Origin of the sequence: Streptomyces endophyticus, assembly GCF_035798155.1 — a bacterium.
GTDB lineage: Bacteria > Actinomycetota > Actinomycetes > Streptomycetales > Streptomycetaceae > Streptomyces > Streptomyces endophyticus.
This window is the reverse complement of the sequence record NZ_JAOZYC010000190.1, coordinates 1-17,588: the sequence shown is the minus strand read 5'-3', so window position 1 is coordinate 17,588 and position 17,588 is coordinate 1. Positions and strand designations below refer to the sequence as shown.

Genomic DNA, 17,588 nt, shown 5'->3' with positions numbered 1-17,588 from the left:
CGCGACCGCAACCCCGTTACAGCCACCCCTTCTCGGAGGCAGCCCGAAGCGCCTCCGTCCGATTCCGCGCCCCCGTCTTCCCGATCGCCGACGACAAATAATTCCGCACGGTCGACTCCGACAGATGCAACTCCCCGGCGATGTCGGAGACGGTCGCCCCGTCCGCCGCCGCCCGAAGCGCGTCCGCCTCGCGCGCGGTCAGCGGACTCGGTCCGGCGCCGAGCGCCGCCGCGGCCAGCGCCGGGTCGATGACCGTCTCCCCGCGCAGCACCTTGCGGATCGCCTCGGCGAGCTCCTCGACCGGCCCGTCCTTGACGAGGAACCCGGCGGCCCCTGCCTCCATCGCCCGCCGCAGATACCCGGGGCGGCCGAACGTGGTCAGGATCAGGACCCGGCAGTCCGGGACCTCGTCGCGCAGCTCGGCGGCGGCGTCGAGGCCGCTGCGGCCGGGGAGCTCGATGTCGAGGAGGGCGACGTCGGGGCGGTGTTCGAGGGCCGTGTCGACGATGGCGTCGCCCCTGGCGACCTGGGCGACGACCTCCAGGTCGGCCTCAAGCCCGAGCAGCAGCGCGAGCGCGCCCCGCATCATGCCCTGGTCCTCCGCGAGCAGTACGCGGATGCATTTGGCCGGACGATGGTCCTGCGGCATCTCGGTCACGGTGCAGAGATTACGGGTTCCGGGCTCCGCCGCGGGGGACGGCGGACCGGGACGAAGGATCACGCGGGCGCGGCCAGTGTGGGTTCGCGGTCCCCCGTGGGGAGTTCCGCCCGCACCTCGAAGCCGCCCCGTGGGGCCTCGCCCGAGCGCAGGGAACCGCCCGCGGCCGAGAGCCGCTCCGCCAGCCCCTTGAGCCCGGTCCCCCCGGAAACCCCGGCACTTGCGGAGGGCCCCACCCCATCATCGGTCACCCGAAGGCGGACCCGGTCCGCCGTGCCCTCCACCGTGATCGTGCAGTTCGTCGCCGCGCTGTGGCGGATCGCGTTGGTCACCGCCTCCCGCACCACCCACCCGAGGAGCGCCTCCGTCCGCGCCGACAGGGGCGGGCCCGACTGGCGTACGACGGGTTCGACGGACGCCGCCGTGAGGGCCGAGCGGGCCCGGTCCAGCTCTGTGGAGAGGCTGCCCTCGCGGTAGCCGGTCACCGCCTCCCGGATCTCGGTGAGCGCCTGCCGGCCGACCGCCTCGATGTCGGTGACCTGCTCAAGGGCCGCGTCGATGCTGCTCGGTGCGAGCCGCCGCGCGGCCTCCGACTTCACCACGATCACCGACAGCGTGTGGCCGAGCAGGTCGTGCAGGTCGCGGGAGAAGCGCATCCGTTCCTGCTCGACGGCCTGGCGGGCCAACTCCTCCCTGGCGTCGCGCAGTTCACGTACCGTCTCGGAGAGCGACAGGATCGCCGCCGTCACCATCGTGGACAGGAACGTGCCGTACGCGACGCTCACCGCGTCCCACCCGTCGCGCAGCCCGGACACCGTGCCCGCGAGCACCGTGAGGGCGAGCCCGACCTTCCCCAGGTGCCGCCCCCGCGCCACCGCCCCGACCGCGAGCCCGAGCAGCGGGAAGAGCGCCAGCCAGCTGCCCCCGTACGCCCCGGCGAGCCCGCACGTGAGCAGCCCCATCGCGGCGACCGCGGCCCGCGTCGACGTGGCCCGCCGCGTCTCCTTGTGGAACGCCCTGAACACCACGTACACGTAGAGGGAGTTGAAGACGAGCAGGCCCGCGCCGCCGACCCACGGGTGCGGCGTCTTGCCCTGGACGAGGTTCGACGCGGCGCCCAGCCCCATCAGCAGCCACGGCAGCAGCGCGAAGCCGGTGGGCGGCGGGCCCAACTCCTCGGCCGGCCTGCCGTGTTGGCGGCGGTCCGCCTTCACCCGCGCGTAGTCGGCCTTCCACTCGTCCCGCGCGTCCCGCCATGCGCGGATCCCGCTGCCGATCCTGTTCCTCGACGCCATGGCCGACCCCCGTAGCTCAGATGGTGCGCGCGGACCTGCGGTACGAGACCACAGCGTACGAACCGAAGGCCAGCAGCCAGCCGGTGAGCACGACGAGCGCCGCCACGGACGGCGCGTGGCCGTCCGCGACGGCCGTGCCGAGCTGGGCGAAGCGGTTGGTGGGCGTGAAGGAGGAGATCTGCTGGAGCCACTGGGGGAACAGCGCCACCGGGAACCACAGCCCACCGAGCACCGCGAGCCCCAGGTAGCAGAGCATGTTGACGCCGCCCAGGGCCTGCGAGGTCAGCCGGTAGCCATTGCCGAGGCCCAGCATCGTGAACGGCAGTGAGCCCAGCCACAGCAGCACCGCGATCGCCGGCCACTTCCAGGCGTCCATCCGTACGCCGTTGACCAGCGCGCCCGCCAGCATCACCGCGAGGACCGCGGGCAGTACCGTCACCGCCCCGGTCAGTGCCCGGCCCAGTACGCCCTGGCGCGGCGTCATCGGCGTGATCCGCAGCTGCCGAAGCCAGCCGATCGCCCGGTCCTCGGCGACCCCGCCCGCCGTGTTCAGGGCCGCGCCCAGCGCCCCGTACGCGGCCATGCCGACCATCGATGCCGTACGCCAGCTCCCGTCCGTGGAACCGATGTTCGTGAACAGGAGGTACATCATCACCGGCATCGCGATCGTGCCGAGCACGAACCGTCCGTCGCGCAGCGTGCGCTTCACTTCGAGCCGCAGGTAGTCCCACATCACACACGCTCCAGGGGGTCGGGATCGTCGAGCTCGTCGAGGTCTGCGGAGGCGCCGGGGGCCGCGGTCAGGGCCATGAACGCGTCGTCCAGGGAAGCAGTCTTGACCTCCAGGTTCCGTACGAGGCTCTGGGCGGCCAGCGCGAGCACCGCCGCGTCGGAGTCCTCGGTGCGCAGCCGGGCCCGGTCCCCGCGCACCTCCACCGACGTCACTCCCGGCAGCAGTTCGAGCCCCGCCGTGCCGCGCCCCGCCAGGTCGAAGGAGACGAGGCTGCCGCCGCCCGCCCTGCGCAGCTCGTCGCCGCTGCCGTCGGCGACGACCCGGCCGTGGTCGATCACCACGATCCGGTCGGCGTTGGCGTCGGCCTCCTCCAGGTAGTGCGTGGAGAACAGAACGGTGTGCCCGCGCCGCGCGTACGCCCGCATCGACGCCCAGAAGGCGTGCCGCGCCTCGACGTCGAGCGCGGCGGTCGGCTCGTCGAGCACCAGCAGCGCCGGGCTGCCCGCGAGCGCCACGGCGAACCGCACGCGCTGTGTCTGCCCGCCCGACAGCTTGTCGACCCGGCGCCCGGCGAGCTCCTCGATCCCGGCGAGCCGCAGCGCCTCCCGTACGTCCATGGGGTGCGGGTACCGCCCGGCCACGAAGGAGACCAGCTCGGCGACCGTGACCCGGGGCACGGCCCGTCCCTCCTGGAGCATCGCGCCGACCCACCCGGCCCGCACCGCGTCCTGCGGCGCCGTGCCGAACAGCTCCACGTGCCCCTCGTCGGGCTCGTCCAGGCCGAGCAGGAGGGAGAGCGAGGTGGATTTCCCGGCGCCGTTGCGGCCGAGCAGCGCCACGGTCTCGCCCGCCGCGATCTCCAGATCGAGGCCGGCCACGGCCCGTACCTCACCGAACGTCTTGACGGCCCCCGTGAAGGAGACGGCCGCTGCCTTCGTCGTCTTCATGACGCTGACGCTACGGACGGCGGCCCGGGCGGCGGCAGATGCGGTTGTCCGCACCTCGCCGGTACAAATGTCACTGCCGACTTTCTGACGTACCGTCAGAAAGGTGCGCTGTGGCCCTTCCCAAGCGATGCGCTCTTGGCTATACATGGGGGCGCCGGGGGAATTGGAACAGGTTCTACCCGGCCCGTGACGACCTCGGTGCGGCCGACGGTGCGGACGGTCGCACCGAGGTCTTCGACCAGCCTTAGGAGCGTTTGCCTCTATGCCCATCGACGCCGCGAAGGCCGTAGCCGCCGAGCCCAGGTCCGCCGAGATCACCTGGGACCACAAGGACGTCCAGCTCTACCACCTGGGCCTCGGTGCGGGCACCCCCGCCACCGACCCCGACGAGCTGCGCTACACCCTTGAGTCGAAGCTGCACGTCCTGCCGAGCTTCGCGACCGTCGCGGGCGCCGGCATGGGCGTCGTCGGCGGCCTGTCCGCGCCCGGCATCGACGTGAACCTCGCCCACGTGCTGCACGGCGGGCAGACCATCGAGCTGCACCGCCCCATCCCGGTCAAGGGCAGCGCGACCACCACCTCGCGCGTCGCCGCCGTCTACGACAAGACCAAGGCGGCCGTGCTCGTGCTGCGCAGCGAAGTCGCCGACGCGGACGGCCCGTTGTGGACCAGCGACTCCCAGATCTTCGTGCGCGGAGAGGGCGGATTCGGCGGCGAGCGCGGGCCGTCCGAGCGCCTGGAGGTCCCCGAGCGCGCCCCCGACCGCACCGTCGAGCGGACCATCCGCGAGGACCAGGCCCTCCTCTACCGGCTCTCCGGCGACTGGAACCCGCTGCACGCCGACCCGGAGTTCGCCAAGCTGGCCGGCTTCGACAGGCCGATCCTGCACGGGCTGTGCAGTTACGGCATGACGCTGAAGGCGGTCGCGGACACGGCCCTCGGCGGCGACGTCTCCCGCATCACCCGCTACAGCACGCGCTTCGCCGGGATCGTCTTCCCCGGCGAGACGCTGCGCGTCCGCATGTGGGAGCGGCCGGGACAGGTGCAGGTGACGGTCACCGCGGTGGAGCGCGAGGACGCGCCGGTACTCGCGGACACGCTCGTCGACCACAACTGACCACCGGTAAAGGGACACCAACGTACGAAGGAGCCGCACGCCATGCGAGCAGCCGTACTGCACGAGATAGGCCAGGACAAACTCGAGGTACTGGACGACGTCGAGGCGGTCGGCTTCGGCCCGGGCAAGGTGCGGGTCCGGCTGCGCGCCACGGGCCTGTGCCACTCCGACGTCTCCGCGATGAACGGGGTGCTGCCGCAGCCGGCCCCGTTCATCCCCGGACACGAGGGCGCGGGCGAGATCGTCGAGGTCGGCGACGGCGTCACGAACCTGACCCCGGGCCAGCGGGTCCTGATGTGCTGGCTGCCCGCCTGCGGCAGCTGTCCGGCCTGCAAGCGCGGCCAGACCGAACTCTGCCTCGCCGGATTCATGAACGCGGGCACTCCCAACTTCAAGCGCCCCGGCGGTGACGTCTTCGGCTTCGCCGGGACCGGAACCTTCACCGAGGAGGTCGTGGTCAACGCGGCGTGCGCCGTGCCGATCCCCGACGACGTGCCCTTCGACATCGCGGCGCTCATCGGCTGCGGCGTCACCACAGGACTCGGTGCCGCGATCAACACCGCGGATGTGCAGGCGGGTTCGTCCGTCGCCGTCATCGGCTGCGGCGGCGTCGGCATCTCCGCGATCCAGGGCGCGCGGCTCAAGGGCGCGGCGCAGATCGTCGCCGTCGACCCGGTGGAGTCGCGGCGCGAGTCGGCCCTCAAGTTCGGGGCGACGCAGGCGATCTCCCCGGACGAGCTGGCCGACGCCAAGCAGAACGTCACCGGCGGCGAGGGCTTCGACTACGTCTTCGAGGTCGTCGGCAAGTCCGCCACCGCCCGCACGGCGTACGAGACGACGCGACGCGGCGGCACGCTCTGCGTCGTCGGCGCCGGGGCCATGGACGACTTCCTTCAACTCAACATGTTCGAGCTGTTCTTCGACGAGAAGAAGATCCTGCCGTCGATGTACGGCGGCGGTGACGTCCTGCAGTCCTACGAGCGGGCGATCGCCCTGTGGCGGGCGGGCCGCATCGACCTGGAGTCCCTGATCACGCACCGGGTGCCCCTGTCGGAGATCAACGAGGCCCTCGACCAGATGCGCACGGGTGTCGCGCTGCGGACTTGTATCGAGCTGTAGTTGCGCCGCACCGGCGTTGCGGTCGCGGGGCTCTGCCCCGGACCCCGCTGCTCAATCGCCGCAGGGGCTTGATTTGCCCACCCAACGAGAGGAAGCCGAACCGTATGTCAACGCCGCTCACCGGCCGGACGGCCATCGTCACCGGCGCCGGCCGCGGCCTCGGCCGTGCCGAGGCCCTGGAACTCGCCCGCCTCGGCGCCAACGTCGTCGTCAACGACTTCGGCCAACCGGGCCGCGACGGCTCGGGCGAGGCCACGGCAGGCCCCGCGGAGCAGGTGGTCGCGGAGATCGAGGCCGCGGGCGGCACCGCCACCGCGCACATCGGCGATGTCGCCGATCACCAACAGGCGGGGGAACTCGTCCAGTTGGCGATCGACACCTACGGCCAACTGGACATCCTCGTCAACAACGCCGGCATCCTCCGCGACCGCATGATCTTCTCGATGACCGAGGGGGAGTGGGACTCGGTCATCCACGTCCACCTCAAGGGCCACTACAACACCAGCCACTTCGCGGCCCGCCACTGGCGCGAGGCCTCGAAGGCGGCCGGCGCCCCGGTCTACGGGCGCGTCATCAACACCTCGTCCGAGGCCTTCCTCGCGGGCTCGGCGGGCCAGCCCAACTACGCCGCCGCGAAGGGCGGCATCGTGGGGCTCACCACCTCCACCGCGCTCGCCCTCGCCAAGTACGGCGTCACCGCCAACGTCATCTGCCCCCGGGCCCGTACGCGGATGACGGAGGACGTCTTCGCCGGGTTCGCCGAGCCGGAGGACGGGCTCGACCCGCTCGCGCCCGAACACGTCGCCCCGCTCGTCGGCTACCTCGCCTCACCCGCCGCAGGGAACGTCAACGGCCAGCTGATCGTGGTGCACGGCGGCATGGTCGCCGTCGTCGACCGGCCCAGGGTGCAGGCGAAGTTCGACACGGCCAAGGACGCGTTCACGTACGACGAGCTCGACGCGCTGCTCACCCCGCACTACAAGGACCGGCCCCCGAACGAGACGTTCGCGGCCGCGGAGGTGCTCGGCCTCAAGCACGGCTGAGACCGGCTGACAGGCCGACCGGCCGACAGGCCACCGGCACGACTGAGGGGCCCGGCTACTGCCGGGCCCCTCAGAGATACGTTTCCTCACATCGAGTGTCGAGCGTTACGCCTCGTCGGCGTGCGCCCCACGGTGCCGCCCGCGCGGCCTCGACTCCTGGTCGCCGCCCGCCATGGGCGGCGAGGACACCTCGCCGCGGTGCCGACCCGAGCCGACCCGCGCATGGCGCGTCGCCTCCGCGTCGAACTCGACATTCGTGCCGTTGCCTTCCGCCATCGGAACATTCACCCCGTAAACACGTACAAGATCCTTCAGTTGCAGCCGGGAAAGTCTAACGGTCCGTGGTACGGCCACCGAGGGGCGCCTGCGCCAGTGGGACGGGGCGTGTCGCCGTGGGCTCCGGTGGGGTGGATCCCTCCTTCGGCTCCCGCCGCTCCGTGCCGGGTTCGGGCGCGGGGACCCTCGCCAGACCGCAGGGCACGTCCTCGGTGACGTACGGGAGCGAGAGCACCCCGTCGCGCGAGAAGAAGCCGCTGCCCGCGAGCCATCCGCCGGGCGCCGCGACCTGATGCATCCGGCCCTCGGCGGGCCGCCACAGGCCGAGCCACGGGGAGCCGCCCTCCGCGCTCGCCACGTGCAGCGCCACCGCGCAGCCCTCCGGCATCAGCGACTGGCCGGGCTGGACGGCGAAGGGTGTCAGCTCGCAGTCGGTGAGGCGCAGCGACTCCGGGAAACGGATCGGTAGCGTGCTGCCCAACACGCCCCAGCCGAGCCGGAGTTCACCCGGCGTCGGGGCGTCCGAGCGGAGCAGGATCAGGCCGCTGTCGAGATCGGCGAGGAGCAGCCGGTCCTCACTGTCGTCGGCGATCTGGAGGAGCGGGGAGACCTCGCCGTCCCGGTCCAGATCCACCACCACCGTCTTCACCGGGCCGCCGCTGTCGCCGTCGTCGGTGCCGTCGCCGCCGTCCGCGTGCGGCGGTGCGCGGTCGAGCGCGAGCAGCCGGGCCTCGCGGGACAGCCAGACCCCGCCCGAGCAGTGCCCCGGCACCTCGGCGAGCAGCTCGGGCCCGAAGCCGGCGCCCGCCACCTGCCACACCGCGGTCGACTTCTCGCCGACCGCCAGCGCGTAGGCACACCGCCCGTCGGGCGCGGGCGGCAGCAGGGTGAGCTCCTCGCACTCCACGGCCCCGAGCGGCACCTCGCCCGTGCCGGGGCCCGTCGGGTAGAGCAGCGAGAACATGTGGTGCCCCGCCGCGGTGCGCTGGATCAGCACCCGGCCGTCGGTCAGGGGCAGCACGGCGGTGCCGGGCTCCTCCGGCTGGGGGCCGGGCAGCGGGACCGCGTACGGCTCGGGTCCGTCCAGGGTCCAGCGCTCGGGGAACCATGCGTCGGGGCTCGCGCCGTGCCGTGCGAGGCGCGCCGCGTACGACGCGTCCGCCGTGAGCACACATCCGGTGTGCGGCGGTCGTGCCCGAGTCTCCGTCGTGGGTTCGGTGGCCAGGGCGGTCATGGATCAGTCACCTCCGCTTGTTCGGGCCGACGCTAGTTTTCGCACGAACCTCCGTGGCACCTCGCGCCCGCCGTTTCACACGAAAGGTGGGCCATGCCCCGAATTGGCTGTGAACGGTGCGTCCGGTGTGCTCTCCTGCTCTCCCCTTCCGGGACGGCCGGGCTTGGGGATGGGGTGGGCGGCGCAGGTAACCTGTCTGCGTGCCCCGTCTGTCTGAAGTAACCGCCGCGCTCGACGCCCTCTGGCCCCCGGCCCTCGCCGAGGGATGGGACGCGGTCGGCACGGTCGCCGGCGACCCGGACGCCGAGGTGGGCCGGGTGCTCTTCGCCGTCGACCCGGTCCAGGAGATCGTCGACGAGGCCGTGAAGCTCGGCGCGGACCTGCTGGTCACGCACCACCCGCTCTACCTGCGCGGTACGACGACGGTGGCGGCCTCGCACTTCAAGGGCCGCGCCGTCCACACGCTGATCAAGAACGACATCGCGCTGCACGTCGCGCACACCAACGCCGACAAGGCCGACCCCGGCGTCTCCGACGCACTCGCGGGCGCGCTCGACGTCCGCGTCGTACGCCCGCTGGTCCCGGACCCCACCGACCCCACGGGCCGCCGCGGCCTCGGCCGGATCTGCGAGCTGGATCACCCGCTGACGCTGCGCGAGCTCGCGGGCCGCGCCGCCGACCGGCTGCCGGCCACCGCGCAGGGCATCCGCGTCGCGGGGGACCTCGACGCGACCGTGCGTACGATCGCCGTGAGCGGTGGCTCCGGCGACAGCCTCTTCGATGAGGTGCGTGCGGCGGGCGTCGACGCTTTCCTTACCGCGGACCTGCGCCACCATCCGGTGAGCGAGGCCCGCGAGACCACGCCTCTGGCGCTGCTCGACGCGGCGCACTGGGCCACCGAGTGGCCCTGGTGCGAGCTGGCCGCAGCTCAGCTCGACGAGATCTCCGACCGTGCGGGATGGGACCTGCGGGTCCACGTCTCGAAGACGGTCACCGATCCCTGGACCGCCCACGCGGCGTCCAACCCCCAGTCTGTATCTACTTTTGGAGCCCCCAACTGAACGCCGCGCCCGCCGACCAGATCCGTCTTCTCGACGTCCAGGCCCTGGACACCCGCCTCCAGCAGCTCGATCACAAGAAGCACTCGCTGCCCGAGCACGCCGAGGTCGAGTCGCTGACCAAGGACCTCACGCAGCTGCGCGATCTGCACGTCGCCGCGACGACCGAGGAGAGCGACTGCGCCCGCGAGCAGACCAAGGCCGAGCAGGACGTCGACCAGGTCCGCCAGCGCGCCGCCCGTGACCAGAAGCGCCTCGACTCCGGCGCGGTCACGTCCCCCAAGGACCTGGAGAACCTGCAGCGCGAGATCGTCTCGCTCGCCAAGCGCCAGGGTGACCTGGAGGACGTCGTCCTCGAGGTCATGGAGCGCCGCGAGTCCGCGCAGGAGCGCGCGGGCGAGCTGGCCGAGCGGCTCGCCTCGGTGCAGGCCAAGGCCGACGACGCGGCCTCGCGGCGCGACGCGGCGGCGACCGTCCTCGACGCCGACATCTCCTCCGCCACCAAGGAGCGCGAGGTTGTCGCCGGGTCGATCCCGGCGGAGCTGCTGAAGCTGTACGACAAGCTTCGCGTGAAGGAGGGCGGGGTCGGTGCGGCCAAGCTGTTCCAGCGGCGCTGTGAGGGGTGCCGGCTCGAGCTCAACATCACGGAGCTGAACGAGGTTCGTGCGGCTGCGGCGGATGCGGTGGTGCGGTGCGAGAACTGTCGGCGGATCCTGGTGCGGACGTCCGAGTCGGGGCTGTAGGCGGATGGCGTTGCGGTCGCGGGGCTCTGCCCCGGACCCCGCTGCTCAATCGCCGCAGGGGCTCGATATGACCGGCACCGTCCTCTGCCTGTTGCGGCACGGGGAGACCGCCCTGACGCCCGAGAAGCGGTTCTCGGGGAGTGGGGGCGGGGACCCCGAGCTGTCCGAGGTCGGGCGGTCGCAGGCCGCTGCCGCCGCCGAGGCCCTGGCCGCGCGCGGGGACGTCGAGGTGATCGTCGCCTCGCCGCTCAAGCGGTGCCGGGAGACCGCCGAGGCCGTCGGCTCGCGGCTCGGGCTCGACGTACGGGTCGACGAGGGGCTGCGCGAGACGCACTTCGGGGCGTGGGAGGGGCTCACGTTCAAGGAGGCCGGTGCCCGCTACCCGGACGACCTGAACGCCTGGCTCGCCTCGCCCGACGCCGCCCCGACCGATGGGGGCGAGAGCTTCGCAGAGGTCGCCGAGCGGGTCGCCGAGGCGCGCGACCGGCTGACCGTCGCGTACCGGGGGCGCACCGCCCTGCTGGTCAGCCATGTGACGCCGATCAAGACGCTGGTGCGCCTCGCGCTCGGCGCCCCGACCGAGGCGATGTTCCGCATGGAGCTCGCGGCGGCGTCCCTGACCACGGTCGCGTACTACGCGGACGGGAACGCGAGCGTGCGCTGCCTCAACGAGACAGCGCACCTCAGGTAGCTCGGCCGACGGCTCAGCGCAGCGCGGACGCCTCGCGGGCCAGGGCCTCCACCCGGCCCCAGTCCTTCGCCGCGATCGCGTCGGCCGGGAGCATCCAACTGCCGCCCACGCAGCCGACGTTCTTCAGCGCGAGATAGCCGGGCGCGTTGGCCGGCGAGACGCCGCCCGTGGGGCAGAACCGGGCCTGCGGCAGCGGGCCCGCCAGCGACTTCAGGTACGCGGTGCCGCCCGCGGCCTCGGCCGGGAAGAACTTCATCTCGTGCACGCCGCGCTCGAGCAGCGCCACGACCTCCGACGTCGTGGAGACGCCCGGCAGGAACGGCACGCCGGACTCCTTCATCGCGTCGAGCAGCAGGTCCGTCCAGCCGGGGCTGACCAGGAAGCGGGCGCCCGCGGCCACCGAGTCGGCGACGTTCGCGGGCGAGATCACGGTGCCCGCGCCGACGACGGCGTCCGGGACCTCGGCGGCGATCGCCCGGATCGCGTCGAGCGCGGCGGGCGTGCGCAGGGTCACCTCGATGGCGGGGAGGCCGCCCGCGACGAGCGCCCGAGCGAGCGGCACCGCGTCGGCGACGTCCTCCACCACGACGACGGGGACGACGGGGGCGAGATCCAGCACGGAGGCGGAGCCGGCAGAGGCGGCGGCAGTCGAGGTCATGGCCCCATCCTGCCCCGCCGCATGCAGCATGCGCAAAGGGCGTTGCACATGCTGCAACCGGGTGCGGCTCGTGAGCGGACCTCGCTAGTGGACCGCGTGAGCGGATCTCGTTAGTGGACCTCGTCCACCAGTACGTCCAGGTTCCACGGCCGCCCGGCCTTCGCGGGCTCCTCGACCTCCACGACGTACCCGAGGTCCCGCAGTACGTCGACCAGCTCGGCGGGTCCGGCCGGAGCGGACCCCGCCATCAGCAGCGACCGGACGATCCGGCCCTTGGTCGCCTTGTTGAAGTGGGAGACGACCTTGCGGGTCGGCGCGTGCAGCACGCGCACCGTCGCCGTCCGCTCCGCCACCTCGCCCTTGGGCTTCCACGCGCTCGCGTACGCCGACGACCGCAGGTCCAGCACGAGCCCGCTCCCGGCGGCCTCCGGCATCACCTCGGCCATGGGGTCACGCCAGTACGCTCCGAGCGCGCCGAGCCCCGGCAGCTTCACGCCCATCGAGCACCGGTAGGAGGGGATCCGGTCGGCGACACCGACCGCGCCCCACAGCCCGGAGAAGACGAGCAGCGACGTGGCCGCCCGCTTCTTCGCGGCCGCGTCGAGGGAGGCCAGGTCCAGGGCGTCGTACAGAACGCCCGTGTAGATCTCGCCGGCCGGGCGCGCGCCCGCCGTGCGCAGCTCCGTGTTCTTGGCGATCTCGCCGCGCAGCCCCTCGCTCAGGCCGAGCACCTCGCGCGCCTTCTCCTCGTCGGCGGCGCACAGTTCGACCAGCTCGTCCAGGACCGCGGCCCGCGCCTCGGCGAGCCCCGGCAGCGAGAGGCCCTCCGGCTTCAGCGGCGCCCCGCGTCCGGAAGCGGCCTTACCCTCCGACGGCGGCAACAGCACAAGCACGGGGCACTCCTCAAGCACGTACGGGAACAACGGTCGTCGCCGCCCCAGCCTACGGCGTGCCGTCCCCGCGACCCGCGCCTACGCTCGTGCCATGCCCCGTCGCCACCTCCGTGTGACCGGCGCGGCGCGGGAGCCGCTCGGCGCCGTGCTGCGCGAACTGCGTACGAAGCTGGACGTGCCCGAGGAGTTCCCGGCCGACGTGGTCGCGGAGGCGGAGCGTGTCGCTGCCGCGCCGCCCTGGCTCCCTGACCGCGACGAGACGGCGGTCCCCTTCTTCACGATCGACCCGCCCACGTCGACCGATCTCGACCAGGCCATGCACCTGTCCCGGCGCCCCGGCGGCGGCTACCGCGTGCGGTACGCGATCGCCGACGTCGCGGCGTACGTCACGCCCGGCGGCGCCCTCGACGCCGAGGCGCACCGCCGCGTCACCACCCTCTACTTCCCCGACGAGAAGGTCCCGCTGCACCCCACCGTGCTCAGCGAGGGCGCCGCGAGCCTGCTGCCGGACCAGACCTGCCCGGCCGTCCTGTGGACGATCGACCTGGACGCCGACGGGCGCACCGAGACCACCGACGTCGTCCGCGCCCTCGTCCGCAGCCGCGCCAAACTCGACTACGCGGGCGTGCAGAAGGCCATCGACGACGGCACCGCCGAGGAGCCGCTCGCCCTGCTCAAGGACATCGGGCTGCTGCGCGGGCAACTGGAGGTCGAGCGCGGCGGCATCTCGCTCGACGTCCCCGAGCAGGAGATCGTCGCGAGCGACACCGCGTACGAACTCGCCTACCGGGCCCCGCTGCCCGCCGACGCGTGGAACGCCCAGATCTCGCTGCTCACCGGCATGGCCGCCGCCGACCTGATGCTCGCCGCGGGCACCGGCATCCTGCGCACGCTGCCCGCCGCCCCGGACGGCGCGGTCGGCCGGCTGCGCCGCACCGCGAAGGCCCTGCACATCGAGTGGCCGCACCACGTCCCGTACTCCGACCTGATCCGCTCCCTCGACCCGCGCGTCCCGCACCACGCCGCGTTTCTCCAGGAGTGCACGACGCTGCTGCGCGGCGCGGGCTACACGGCCTTCCGCGGTGGCGAGACCCCGGCCCTCGCCACGCACGCCGCCGTCGCGGCGCCCTACACCCACTGCACGGCCCCGCTGCGCCGCCTCGTCGACCGCTACACGTCCGAGCTGTGCCTGGCCGCGTCCGCCGAACGAGGCGTTCCCGAGTGGGTGTTGACGGCTCTGGACGAACTCCCGAAGGAGATGGCGGACGGGACCCGGCGCGCCAACTCCGTGGAGCGCGAGTGCGTCGACCTCGTCGAGGCGGCGCTCCTCAGGCACCGGGTCGGCGAGATCTTCGACGCGGTGGTGGTGGACGTGAAGGACCACGAACAGGCCGTCGGTACCGTGCAGTTGACCGAGCCCGCCGTCGTCGCCCGGGTCGAGGGCGGCGCGTCCGCGCTGCCGCTGGGGGAGCGGCTGCGGGTCCGGCTCGCGCAGGCGGACCCGGGCACGGCGAAGGTGCTGTTCACGCCGGCGTGAGCCGCTGCTCCAGGGTGCGCGCGAGCCGGTCGGGATCCTCCGCGTGCAACCGCACCAGGTGGATGTCCCGCGGGCGCCCGAGGAACGTGAAGTGCCGTACGGGAATGGAGAGTTCGAGGGTGATGCTGGTCTGGGCGCCGACGTCCAGATTCAGCTCGCCCTCCCGCGGCGTGTGCGTGTACTTGTTCTCGCGGCGCACCGAAGCGATCCGCTCCAGCGGTATCCGTAGATCCACATGGGCGGCCCGGCGCACCCGCAGCGCGTCGGCGGTGACCACGTGCGGCCGGGTGACGGACGCGGCGTGCAGGCCGAGCACCATCAGCACCGTGTAGACGTCGAGGAACAGGACGATGTGGTGGAGCGTGGGCCAGTCGCGCAGCAGCGCCCACATCCCGAAGGACTCGACGACGCACACGAACGCGAACGAATACATCATCACGGCCTGGCCGCGCGCGTACGGGAAGGCGCTCGCCCCGGCCGGAACCCCGTGCCGCCGCCGGGCCACCCACCGCAGGAGGCTCGCGAACACCCGCAGCTCGTGCCCGGCGATCCGGCGGACCTTGGCGGGGACGACCTCCCGCACGGCGTCCCGGCCACCGCGCCGGTACAGCACGGCGAGCCCGCAGACCTCGACGACGAGCACCGCGACGACCGCCGCCTCGACGGCACGGGGCGGCCGCGTGCCCGCCAACAGGCATACGGTGACGACCAGTTCGGCCGCCAGGGCCGCGTAGGCGAGGACGCGCAGCGACGTCCGCAGCGCCGTCACGGCGCACCACCCTCGGCGGCCATCCGCAGCGCACGCCGGACGGCCTCGGCCTGGGCGGGGGAGAAGTCGGCGAGGAAGGTGTCGAGCAGGGTGTTCCCCTCCGCGAGTGCCTCGCCGGTCGGCAGATCCGGCGGTACGCACGCGGCCAGCGCCCGCGCCGCCTCGGTCACCCGGGGGTCGTCCACCGGGGCGTCGGCGAGCGCGTCGAGCCGCGCGTACACGTCCCGGGCGGCAGCGAGGGCGTCGGGGCCGGAGAGGGCGGGCAGCAGCACCGACATCAGCTTCTCGCGCTCCTCGGGCGGCGCCGCCGTGTCGATGAGGGCGAGCACCTCGCGGTCCTTCACGGCCATCGGCGACTCGCGCAGCTCGTCCCCCAGCTCGCCGAAGAACGCGCTCAGTTCGGGGGACAGCGGCCCGTCGGCGGGCAGCAGCCCCCGCTCGGCGTCGGACAGCAGATCCCGCAGCCGCGCCCGCCGCTCGTGGATGGCGGCCTCCTGCCGGGCCAGATCGGCGTCCAGCTCGGCGAGCACCTCGACGAGGTCGCGCCCCGCGTCCTCCGCGAGCACGTCCCGCACCTCGGGCAGCCCGAGCCCCAGCTCGGTCAGGCGCCGGATCCGGGCGAGCTCGATGGCATGCCGCAGCCCGTACTCCCGGTACCCGTTGGCAAGCCGTTCGGGCTCGGGCAGCAGTCCGAGGTGGTGATAGTGCCTGATGGCGCGTGTGGTGACACCGACGATCCGGGCCAGTTCTCCGATCCGCATGCCTTCAGTAGAAACGTTGACGCTACGGCAGGGTCAAGCGGACGGGTGCCGCCGCGCCGCCAGGTAGGATGGCCGCACGGCAGACGAGCCGGGCGGACGGCCGCGTGGGGTTCTTCGGAACCTCCCGAGGAACGTCCGGGCTCCACAGGGCAAGGTGGTGGCTAACGGCCACCCGGGGTGACCCGCGGGACAGTGCCACAGAAAACAGACCGCCGGGGACCGCAAGGCCCTCGGTAAGGGTGAAACGGTGGTGTAAGAGACCACCAGCGCCTGAGGTGACTCAGGCGGCTAGGTAAACCCCACCTGGAGCAAGGTCAAGAGGGACCGCCTCTTCGGAGACGGTTCTGCGCGGACGATCGAGGGCTGCCCGCCCGATGTTCGCGGGTAGACCGCAGGAGGCCGGTGGCAACGCCGGTCGTAGATGGATGGCCGTCGCCCCGACGACCGCGAGGTCCCGGGGCACAGAACCCGGCGTACAGCCCGACTCGTCTGCCCCTTTCCTGCCGGGCACCTGTCCCAATACGCCAGGTCAGAAGCGGAATCAAGGTCTTCATTTAGCTGCCGCTTACAGCTAACGTCTGTGAGCATGAGTGAGCAGGGCGTCACGGGGGCTGCCGCCACCCCGGACCTGAACGACACGACGGACCCGGTCCGCAGGCTCGACCGGCTGCCCGTCGGTCCGTGGCACCGCCGACTGACCGCGATCGTCGGCATCGGAGCCTTCTTCGATCTCTACGAGGTGTTCCTCGGCGGCGTGCTCGCCGCCGCGCTCGCCGAGTCCTGGCAGCTCTCGGGCGCCGAGAAGTCGTGGCTGATCGCCTCCGGGTTCCTGGGCATGTTCGTCGGCGCCAACGTGCTGTCCGTGCTCGCCGACCGCTTCGGGCGGCGGAAGATGTTCCTGGTCAACCTGGGGCTCTACTCGCTGTTCTCGCTGGCCTGCGCCTTCGCCCAGGACGCCACCCAGCTCTCCGTGCTCCGCTTCCTCGCCGGTCTCGGTCTCGGTGCCGAACTGGTGCTGGTCGACACGTACTTGGCGGAATTCCTGCCGCGCAAGGTGCGCGGCCGTTACATCGCCTGGGCCTACACCCTCGGATTCGTCGGCGTGCCCGTCGCGGCGCTGCTCGGCGCCCGGCTCGTCGCCAAGCAGGAGCTGTTCGGGGTGGACGGCTGGCGCTGGCTGCTCGTCGGGGGTGCGCTCGGCGCTGCGTTCATCCAGCTCCTGCGGACCCGGCTGCCGGAGTCGCCGCGCTGGCTGGCCTCGCGGGGGCGGACGGCCGAGGCGGACGCGGTCGTGCGGGACATCGAGGAGCGGGTGGACGCGGAACCCGTGGCGATCCCGGCTCCGCGCGCCGAGCCCTCCGTAGAGGGCGGAAAGGTTCCGCTGACCGACATGTTCAAGCCCCCGTACGCCCGCCGCACCGTCATGTGGTGGATCTTCCAGATCCTGCAGACCGTCGGCTACTACGGCTTCGGCTCGCTGGCCCCGGTCGTGCTCCAGGCCAAGGGCCACACCGTCACGGAGTCCCTCTCGTACGCGGCCCTCAGCTTCCTCGGCTACCCGATCGGCTCGGCGCTGTCCGTGCCGCTCATCGACCGGATCGAGCGGCGCACGCTCATCATCCTGTCGGCGCTCGGCATCGCCGCGTTCGGCCTCGTCTTCGGGTTCGCGGAGGCGTCCTGGCTGATCGTCGGGGCGGGCTTCCTGCTCACCGTGTGCTCCAACATCTTCTCGAACGCCTTCCACGTCTACCAGACGGAGATCTTCCCGACGGGCATGCGCTCCAGCGCCATCGGCATCGCGTACTCGCTGTCCCGGCTCACCTCGGTGGTGCTGCCGTTCATCGCGATCGACGTGCTCGAAGACCTGGGCGCGGACGCGGTGTTCATCGGATCGGGCGTGCTGATGCTGATCCTGTGCCTGAACGTACGGCTGCTCGGTCCGCGCACGACGGGGCGGAGCCTGGAGTCGATCTGAGGCGCTAGGGCGCTTCTGATGGCTCTTGGACGGTGTCGCGGAGCCAGATGACGACTGCCGCGACGGCCAGGGTGCCGTTGA

Annotated in this window: 17 protein-coding genes, 1 other RNA gene and 1 pseudogene; 9 read left to right on the top strand and 10 right to left on the bottom strand. The window is 72.5% G+C overall.

What is annotated here, in order from left to right:
* Positions 1–16: 16 nt before the first annotated feature.
* From OKJ99_RS38230 to OKJ99_RS38215, 4 genes are all read right to left on the bottom strand, one after another.
* Complete coding sequence (locus OKJ99_RS38230; RefSeq protein WP_326023044.1) at positions 17–649, bottom strand: response regulator transcription factor; 633 nt, start codon at positions 647–649, stop codon at positions 17–19.
* A 68-nt stretch (positions 650–717) separates the two neighbouring features.
* Entirely contained in the window at positions 718–1,953 is a 1,236-nt protein-coding gene (locus OKJ99_RS38225) for a sensor histidine kinase (protein ID WP_326023022.1), read from the bottom strand.
* 16 nt (positions 1,954–1,969) lie between these two features.
* The gene (locus tag OKJ99_RS38220; RefSeq protein WP_326023021.1) at positions 1,970–2,686 is read right to left on the bottom strand and encodes an ABC transporter permease; all 717 of its coding nucleotides are present in this window, start codon (positions 2,684–2,686) and stop codon (positions 1,970–1,972) included.
* Entirely contained in the window at positions 2,686–3,633 is a 948-nt protein-coding gene (locus OKJ99_RS38215; RefSeq protein ID WP_326023020.1) for an ABC transporter ATP-binding protein, read from the bottom strand. Before OKJ99_RS38215 ends, OKJ99_RS38220 begins: the two co-directional genes overlap by 1 nt.
* Positions 3,634–3,895: 262 nt before the next feature.
* On the opposite strand from OKJ99_RS38215, the gene OKJ99_RS38210 reads away from it, so the two are divergent.
* The 3 genes from OKJ99_RS38210 to OKJ99_RS38200 all read left to right on the top strand — a co-directional run bounded on the left by OKJ99_RS38210 (position 3,896) and on the right by OKJ99_RS38200 (position 6,912).
* Positions 3,896–4,750, top strand: a complete 855-nt coding sequence (locus tag OKJ99_RS38210) for a MaoC/PaaZ C-terminal domain-containing protein (protein ID WP_326023019.1) — start codon at positions 3,896–3,898, stop codon at positions 4,748–4,750.
* Between the two features lie 42 nt (positions 4,751–4,792).
* The gene (locus OKJ99_RS38205; protein WP_326023018.1) at positions 4,793–5,869 is read left to right on the top strand and encodes a Zn-dependent alcohol dehydrogenase; all 1,077 of its coding nucleotides are present in this window, start codon (positions 4,793–4,795) and stop codon (positions 5,867–5,869) included.
* A gap of 104 nt (positions 5,870–5,973) precedes the next feature.
* The gene (locus tag OKJ99_RS38200) at positions 5,974–6,912 is read left to right on the top strand and encodes a 3-oxoacyl-ACP reductase (protein ID WP_326023017.1); all 939 of its coding nucleotides are present in this window, start codon (positions 5,974–5,976) and stop codon (positions 6,910–6,912) included.
* A 105-nt stretch (positions 6,913–7,017) separates the two neighbouring features.
* Here OKJ99_RS38200 and OKJ99_RS38195 read toward each other — a convergent pair whose 3' ends face one another.
* Both OKJ99_RS38195 and OKJ99_RS38190 read right to left on the bottom strand, forming a co-directional pair.
* Positions 7,018–7,188, bottom strand: a complete 171-nt coding sequence (locus OKJ99_RS38195; protein WP_326023016.1) for a hypothetical protein — start codon at positions 7,186–7,188, stop codon at positions 7,018–7,020.
* 55 nt (positions 7,189–7,243) lie between these two features.
* Positions 7,244–8,422, bottom strand: a complete 1,179-nt coding sequence (locus OKJ99_RS38190) for a hypothetical protein (RefSeq protein WP_326023015.1) — start codon at positions 8,420–8,422, stop codon at positions 7,244–7,246.
* Between the two features lie 200 nt (positions 8,423–8,622).
* Between OKJ99_RS38190 and OKJ99_RS38185 the strand changes: the two genes are divergently transcribed.
* The 3 genes and pseudogenes from OKJ99_RS38185 to OKJ99_RS38175 all read left to right on the top strand — a co-directional run.
* Positions 8,623–9,483, top strand: coding sequence for a Nif3-like dinuclear metal center hexameric protein (locus tag OKJ99_RS38185; protein WP_326023014.1), 861 nt, complete (start codon positions 8,623–8,625; stop codon positions 9,481–9,483).
* Entirely contained in the window at positions 9,480–10,223 is a 744-nt protein-coding gene (locus OKJ99_RS38180) for a zinc ribbon domain-containing protein (protein WP_326023043.1), read from the top strand. The genes OKJ99_RS38185 and OKJ99_RS38180 overlap by 4 nt, the downstream gene beginning before the upstream one ends.
* 31 nt (positions 10,224–10,254) lie before the next feature.
* Positions 10,255–10,914 (top strand): annotated as a pseudogene (locus OKJ99_RS38175) (histidine phosphatase family protein); the annotation flags it as partial.
* Positions 10,915–10,927: 13 nt separating this feature from the next.
* Here the strand turns inward: OKJ99_RS38175 and eda are convergent.
* Together eda and yaaA are read right to left on the bottom strand one after the other, a co-directional pair.
* Positions 10,928–11,572 carry a bifunctional 4-hydroxy-2-oxoglutarate aldolase/2-dehydro-3-deoxy-phosphogluconate aldolase gene (gene eda / locus OKJ99_RS38170; protein WP_326023013.1) on the bottom strand — a complete coding sequence of 215 codons (645 nt, stop codon included), beginning with the start codon at positions 11,570–11,572 and terminating at the stop codon, positions 10,928–10,930.
* 110 nt (positions 11,573–11,682) lie between these two features.
* Positions 11,683–12,465 carry a peroxide stress protein YaaA gene (gene yaaA, locus OKJ99_RS38165; protein WP_326023012.1) on the bottom strand — a complete coding sequence of 261 codons (783 nt, stop codon included), beginning with the start codon at positions 12,463–12,465 and terminating at the stop codon, positions 11,683–11,685.
* Positions 12,466–12,556: 91 nt separating this feature from the next.
* Here yaaA and OKJ99_RS38160 point away from each other — a divergent pair, with 91 nt between their 5' ends.
* Complete coding sequence (locus OKJ99_RS38160) at positions 12,557–14,002, top strand: RNB domain-containing ribonuclease (protein ID WP_326023011.1); 1,446 nt, start codon at positions 12,557–12,559, stop codon at positions 14,000–14,002.
* Here the strand turns inward: OKJ99_RS38160 and OKJ99_RS38155 are convergent.
* On the bottom strand, positions 13,989–14,771 hold the full coding sequence (locus tag OKJ99_RS38155) for a hypothetical protein (RefSeq protein WP_326023010.1): 783 nt from the start codon (positions 14,769–14,771) through the stop codon (positions 13,989–13,991). The two genes, OKJ99_RS38160 and OKJ99_RS38155, sit on opposite strands and share 14 nt — an antisense overlap.
* Complete coding sequence (locus OKJ99_RS38150) at positions 14,768–15,532, bottom strand: MerR family transcriptional regulator (RefSeq protein ID WP_326023009.1); 765 nt, start codon at positions 15,530–15,532, stop codon at positions 14,768–14,770. The genes OKJ99_RS38155 and OKJ99_RS38150 overlap by 4 nt, the downstream gene beginning before the upstream one ends.
* Positions 15,533–15,616: 84 nt before the next feature.
* Here OKJ99_RS38150 and rnpB point away from each other — a divergent pair.
* Together rnpB and OKJ99_RS38140 are read left to right on the top strand one after the other, a co-directional pair.
* An RNA gene (gene rnpB, locus OKJ99_RS38145) (RNase P RNA component class A) lies at positions 15,617–16,024 on the top strand.
* 94 nt (positions 16,025–16,118) lie between these two features.
* A complete protein-coding gene (locus OKJ99_RS38140) occupies positions 16,119–17,507 on the top strand; it encodes an MFS transporter (RefSeq protein ID WP_326023008.1) in 1,389 nt (462 codons plus the stop codon).
* Positions 17,508–17,588 lie beyond the last annotated feature (81 nt).

Excerpts from the sequence above, each read along its gene's own strand:
- OKJ99_RS38230 (WP_326023044.1), bottom strand. The coding sequence starts at position 649 with ATGCCGCAGGACCATCGTCCGGCCAAATGCATCCGCGTACTGCTCGCG.
- OKJ99_RS38225 (WP_326023022.1), bottom strand. The coding sequence starts at position 1,953 with ATGGCGTCGAGGAACAGGATCGGCAGCGGGATCCGCGCATGGCGGGAC.
- OKJ99_RS38220 (WP_326023021.1), bottom strand. The coding sequence starts at position 2,686 with ATGTGGGACTACCTGCGGCTCGAAGTGAAGCGCACGCTGCGCGACGGA.
- OKJ99_RS38215 (WP_326023020.1), bottom strand. The coding sequence starts at position 3,633 with ATGAAGACGACGAAGGCAGCGGCCGTCTCCTTCACGGGGGCCGTCAAG.
- OKJ99_RS38210 (WP_326023019.1), top strand. The coding sequence starts at position 3,896 with ATGCCCATCGACGCCGCGAAGGCCGTAGCCGCCGAGCCCAGGTCCGCC.
- OKJ99_RS38205 (WP_326023018.1), top strand. The coding sequence starts at position 4,793 with ATGCGAGCAGCCGTACTGCACGAGATAGGCCAGGACAAACTCGAGGTA.
- OKJ99_RS38200 (WP_326023017.1), top strand. The coding sequence starts at position 5,974 with ATGTCAACGCCGCTCACCGGCCGGACGGCCATCGTCACCGGCGCCGGC.
- OKJ99_RS38195 (WP_326023016.1), bottom strand. The coding sequence starts at position 7,188 with ATGGCGGAAGGCAACGGCACGAATGTCGAGTTCGACGCGGAGGCGACG.
- OKJ99_RS38190 (WP_326023015.1), bottom strand. The coding sequence starts at position 8,422 with ATGACCGCCCTGGCCACCGAACCCACGACGGAGACTCGGGCACGACCG.
- eda (WP_326023013.1), bottom strand. The coding sequence starts at position 11,572 with ATGACCTCGACTGCCGCCGCCTCTGCCGGCTCCGCCTCCGTGCTGGAT.
- OKJ99_RS38160 (WP_326023011.1), top strand. The coding sequence starts at position 12,557 with ATGCCCCGTCGCCACCTCCGTGTGACCGGCGCGGCGCGGGAGCCGCTC.
- OKJ99_RS38150 (WP_326023009.1), bottom strand. The coding sequence starts at position 15,532 with ATGCGGATCGGAGAACTGGCCCGGATCGTCGGTGTCACCACACGCGCC.
- OKJ99_RS38140 (WP_326023008.1), top strand. The coding sequence starts at position 16,119 with ATGAGTGAGCAGGGCGTCACGGGGGCTGCCGCCACCCCGGACCTGAAC.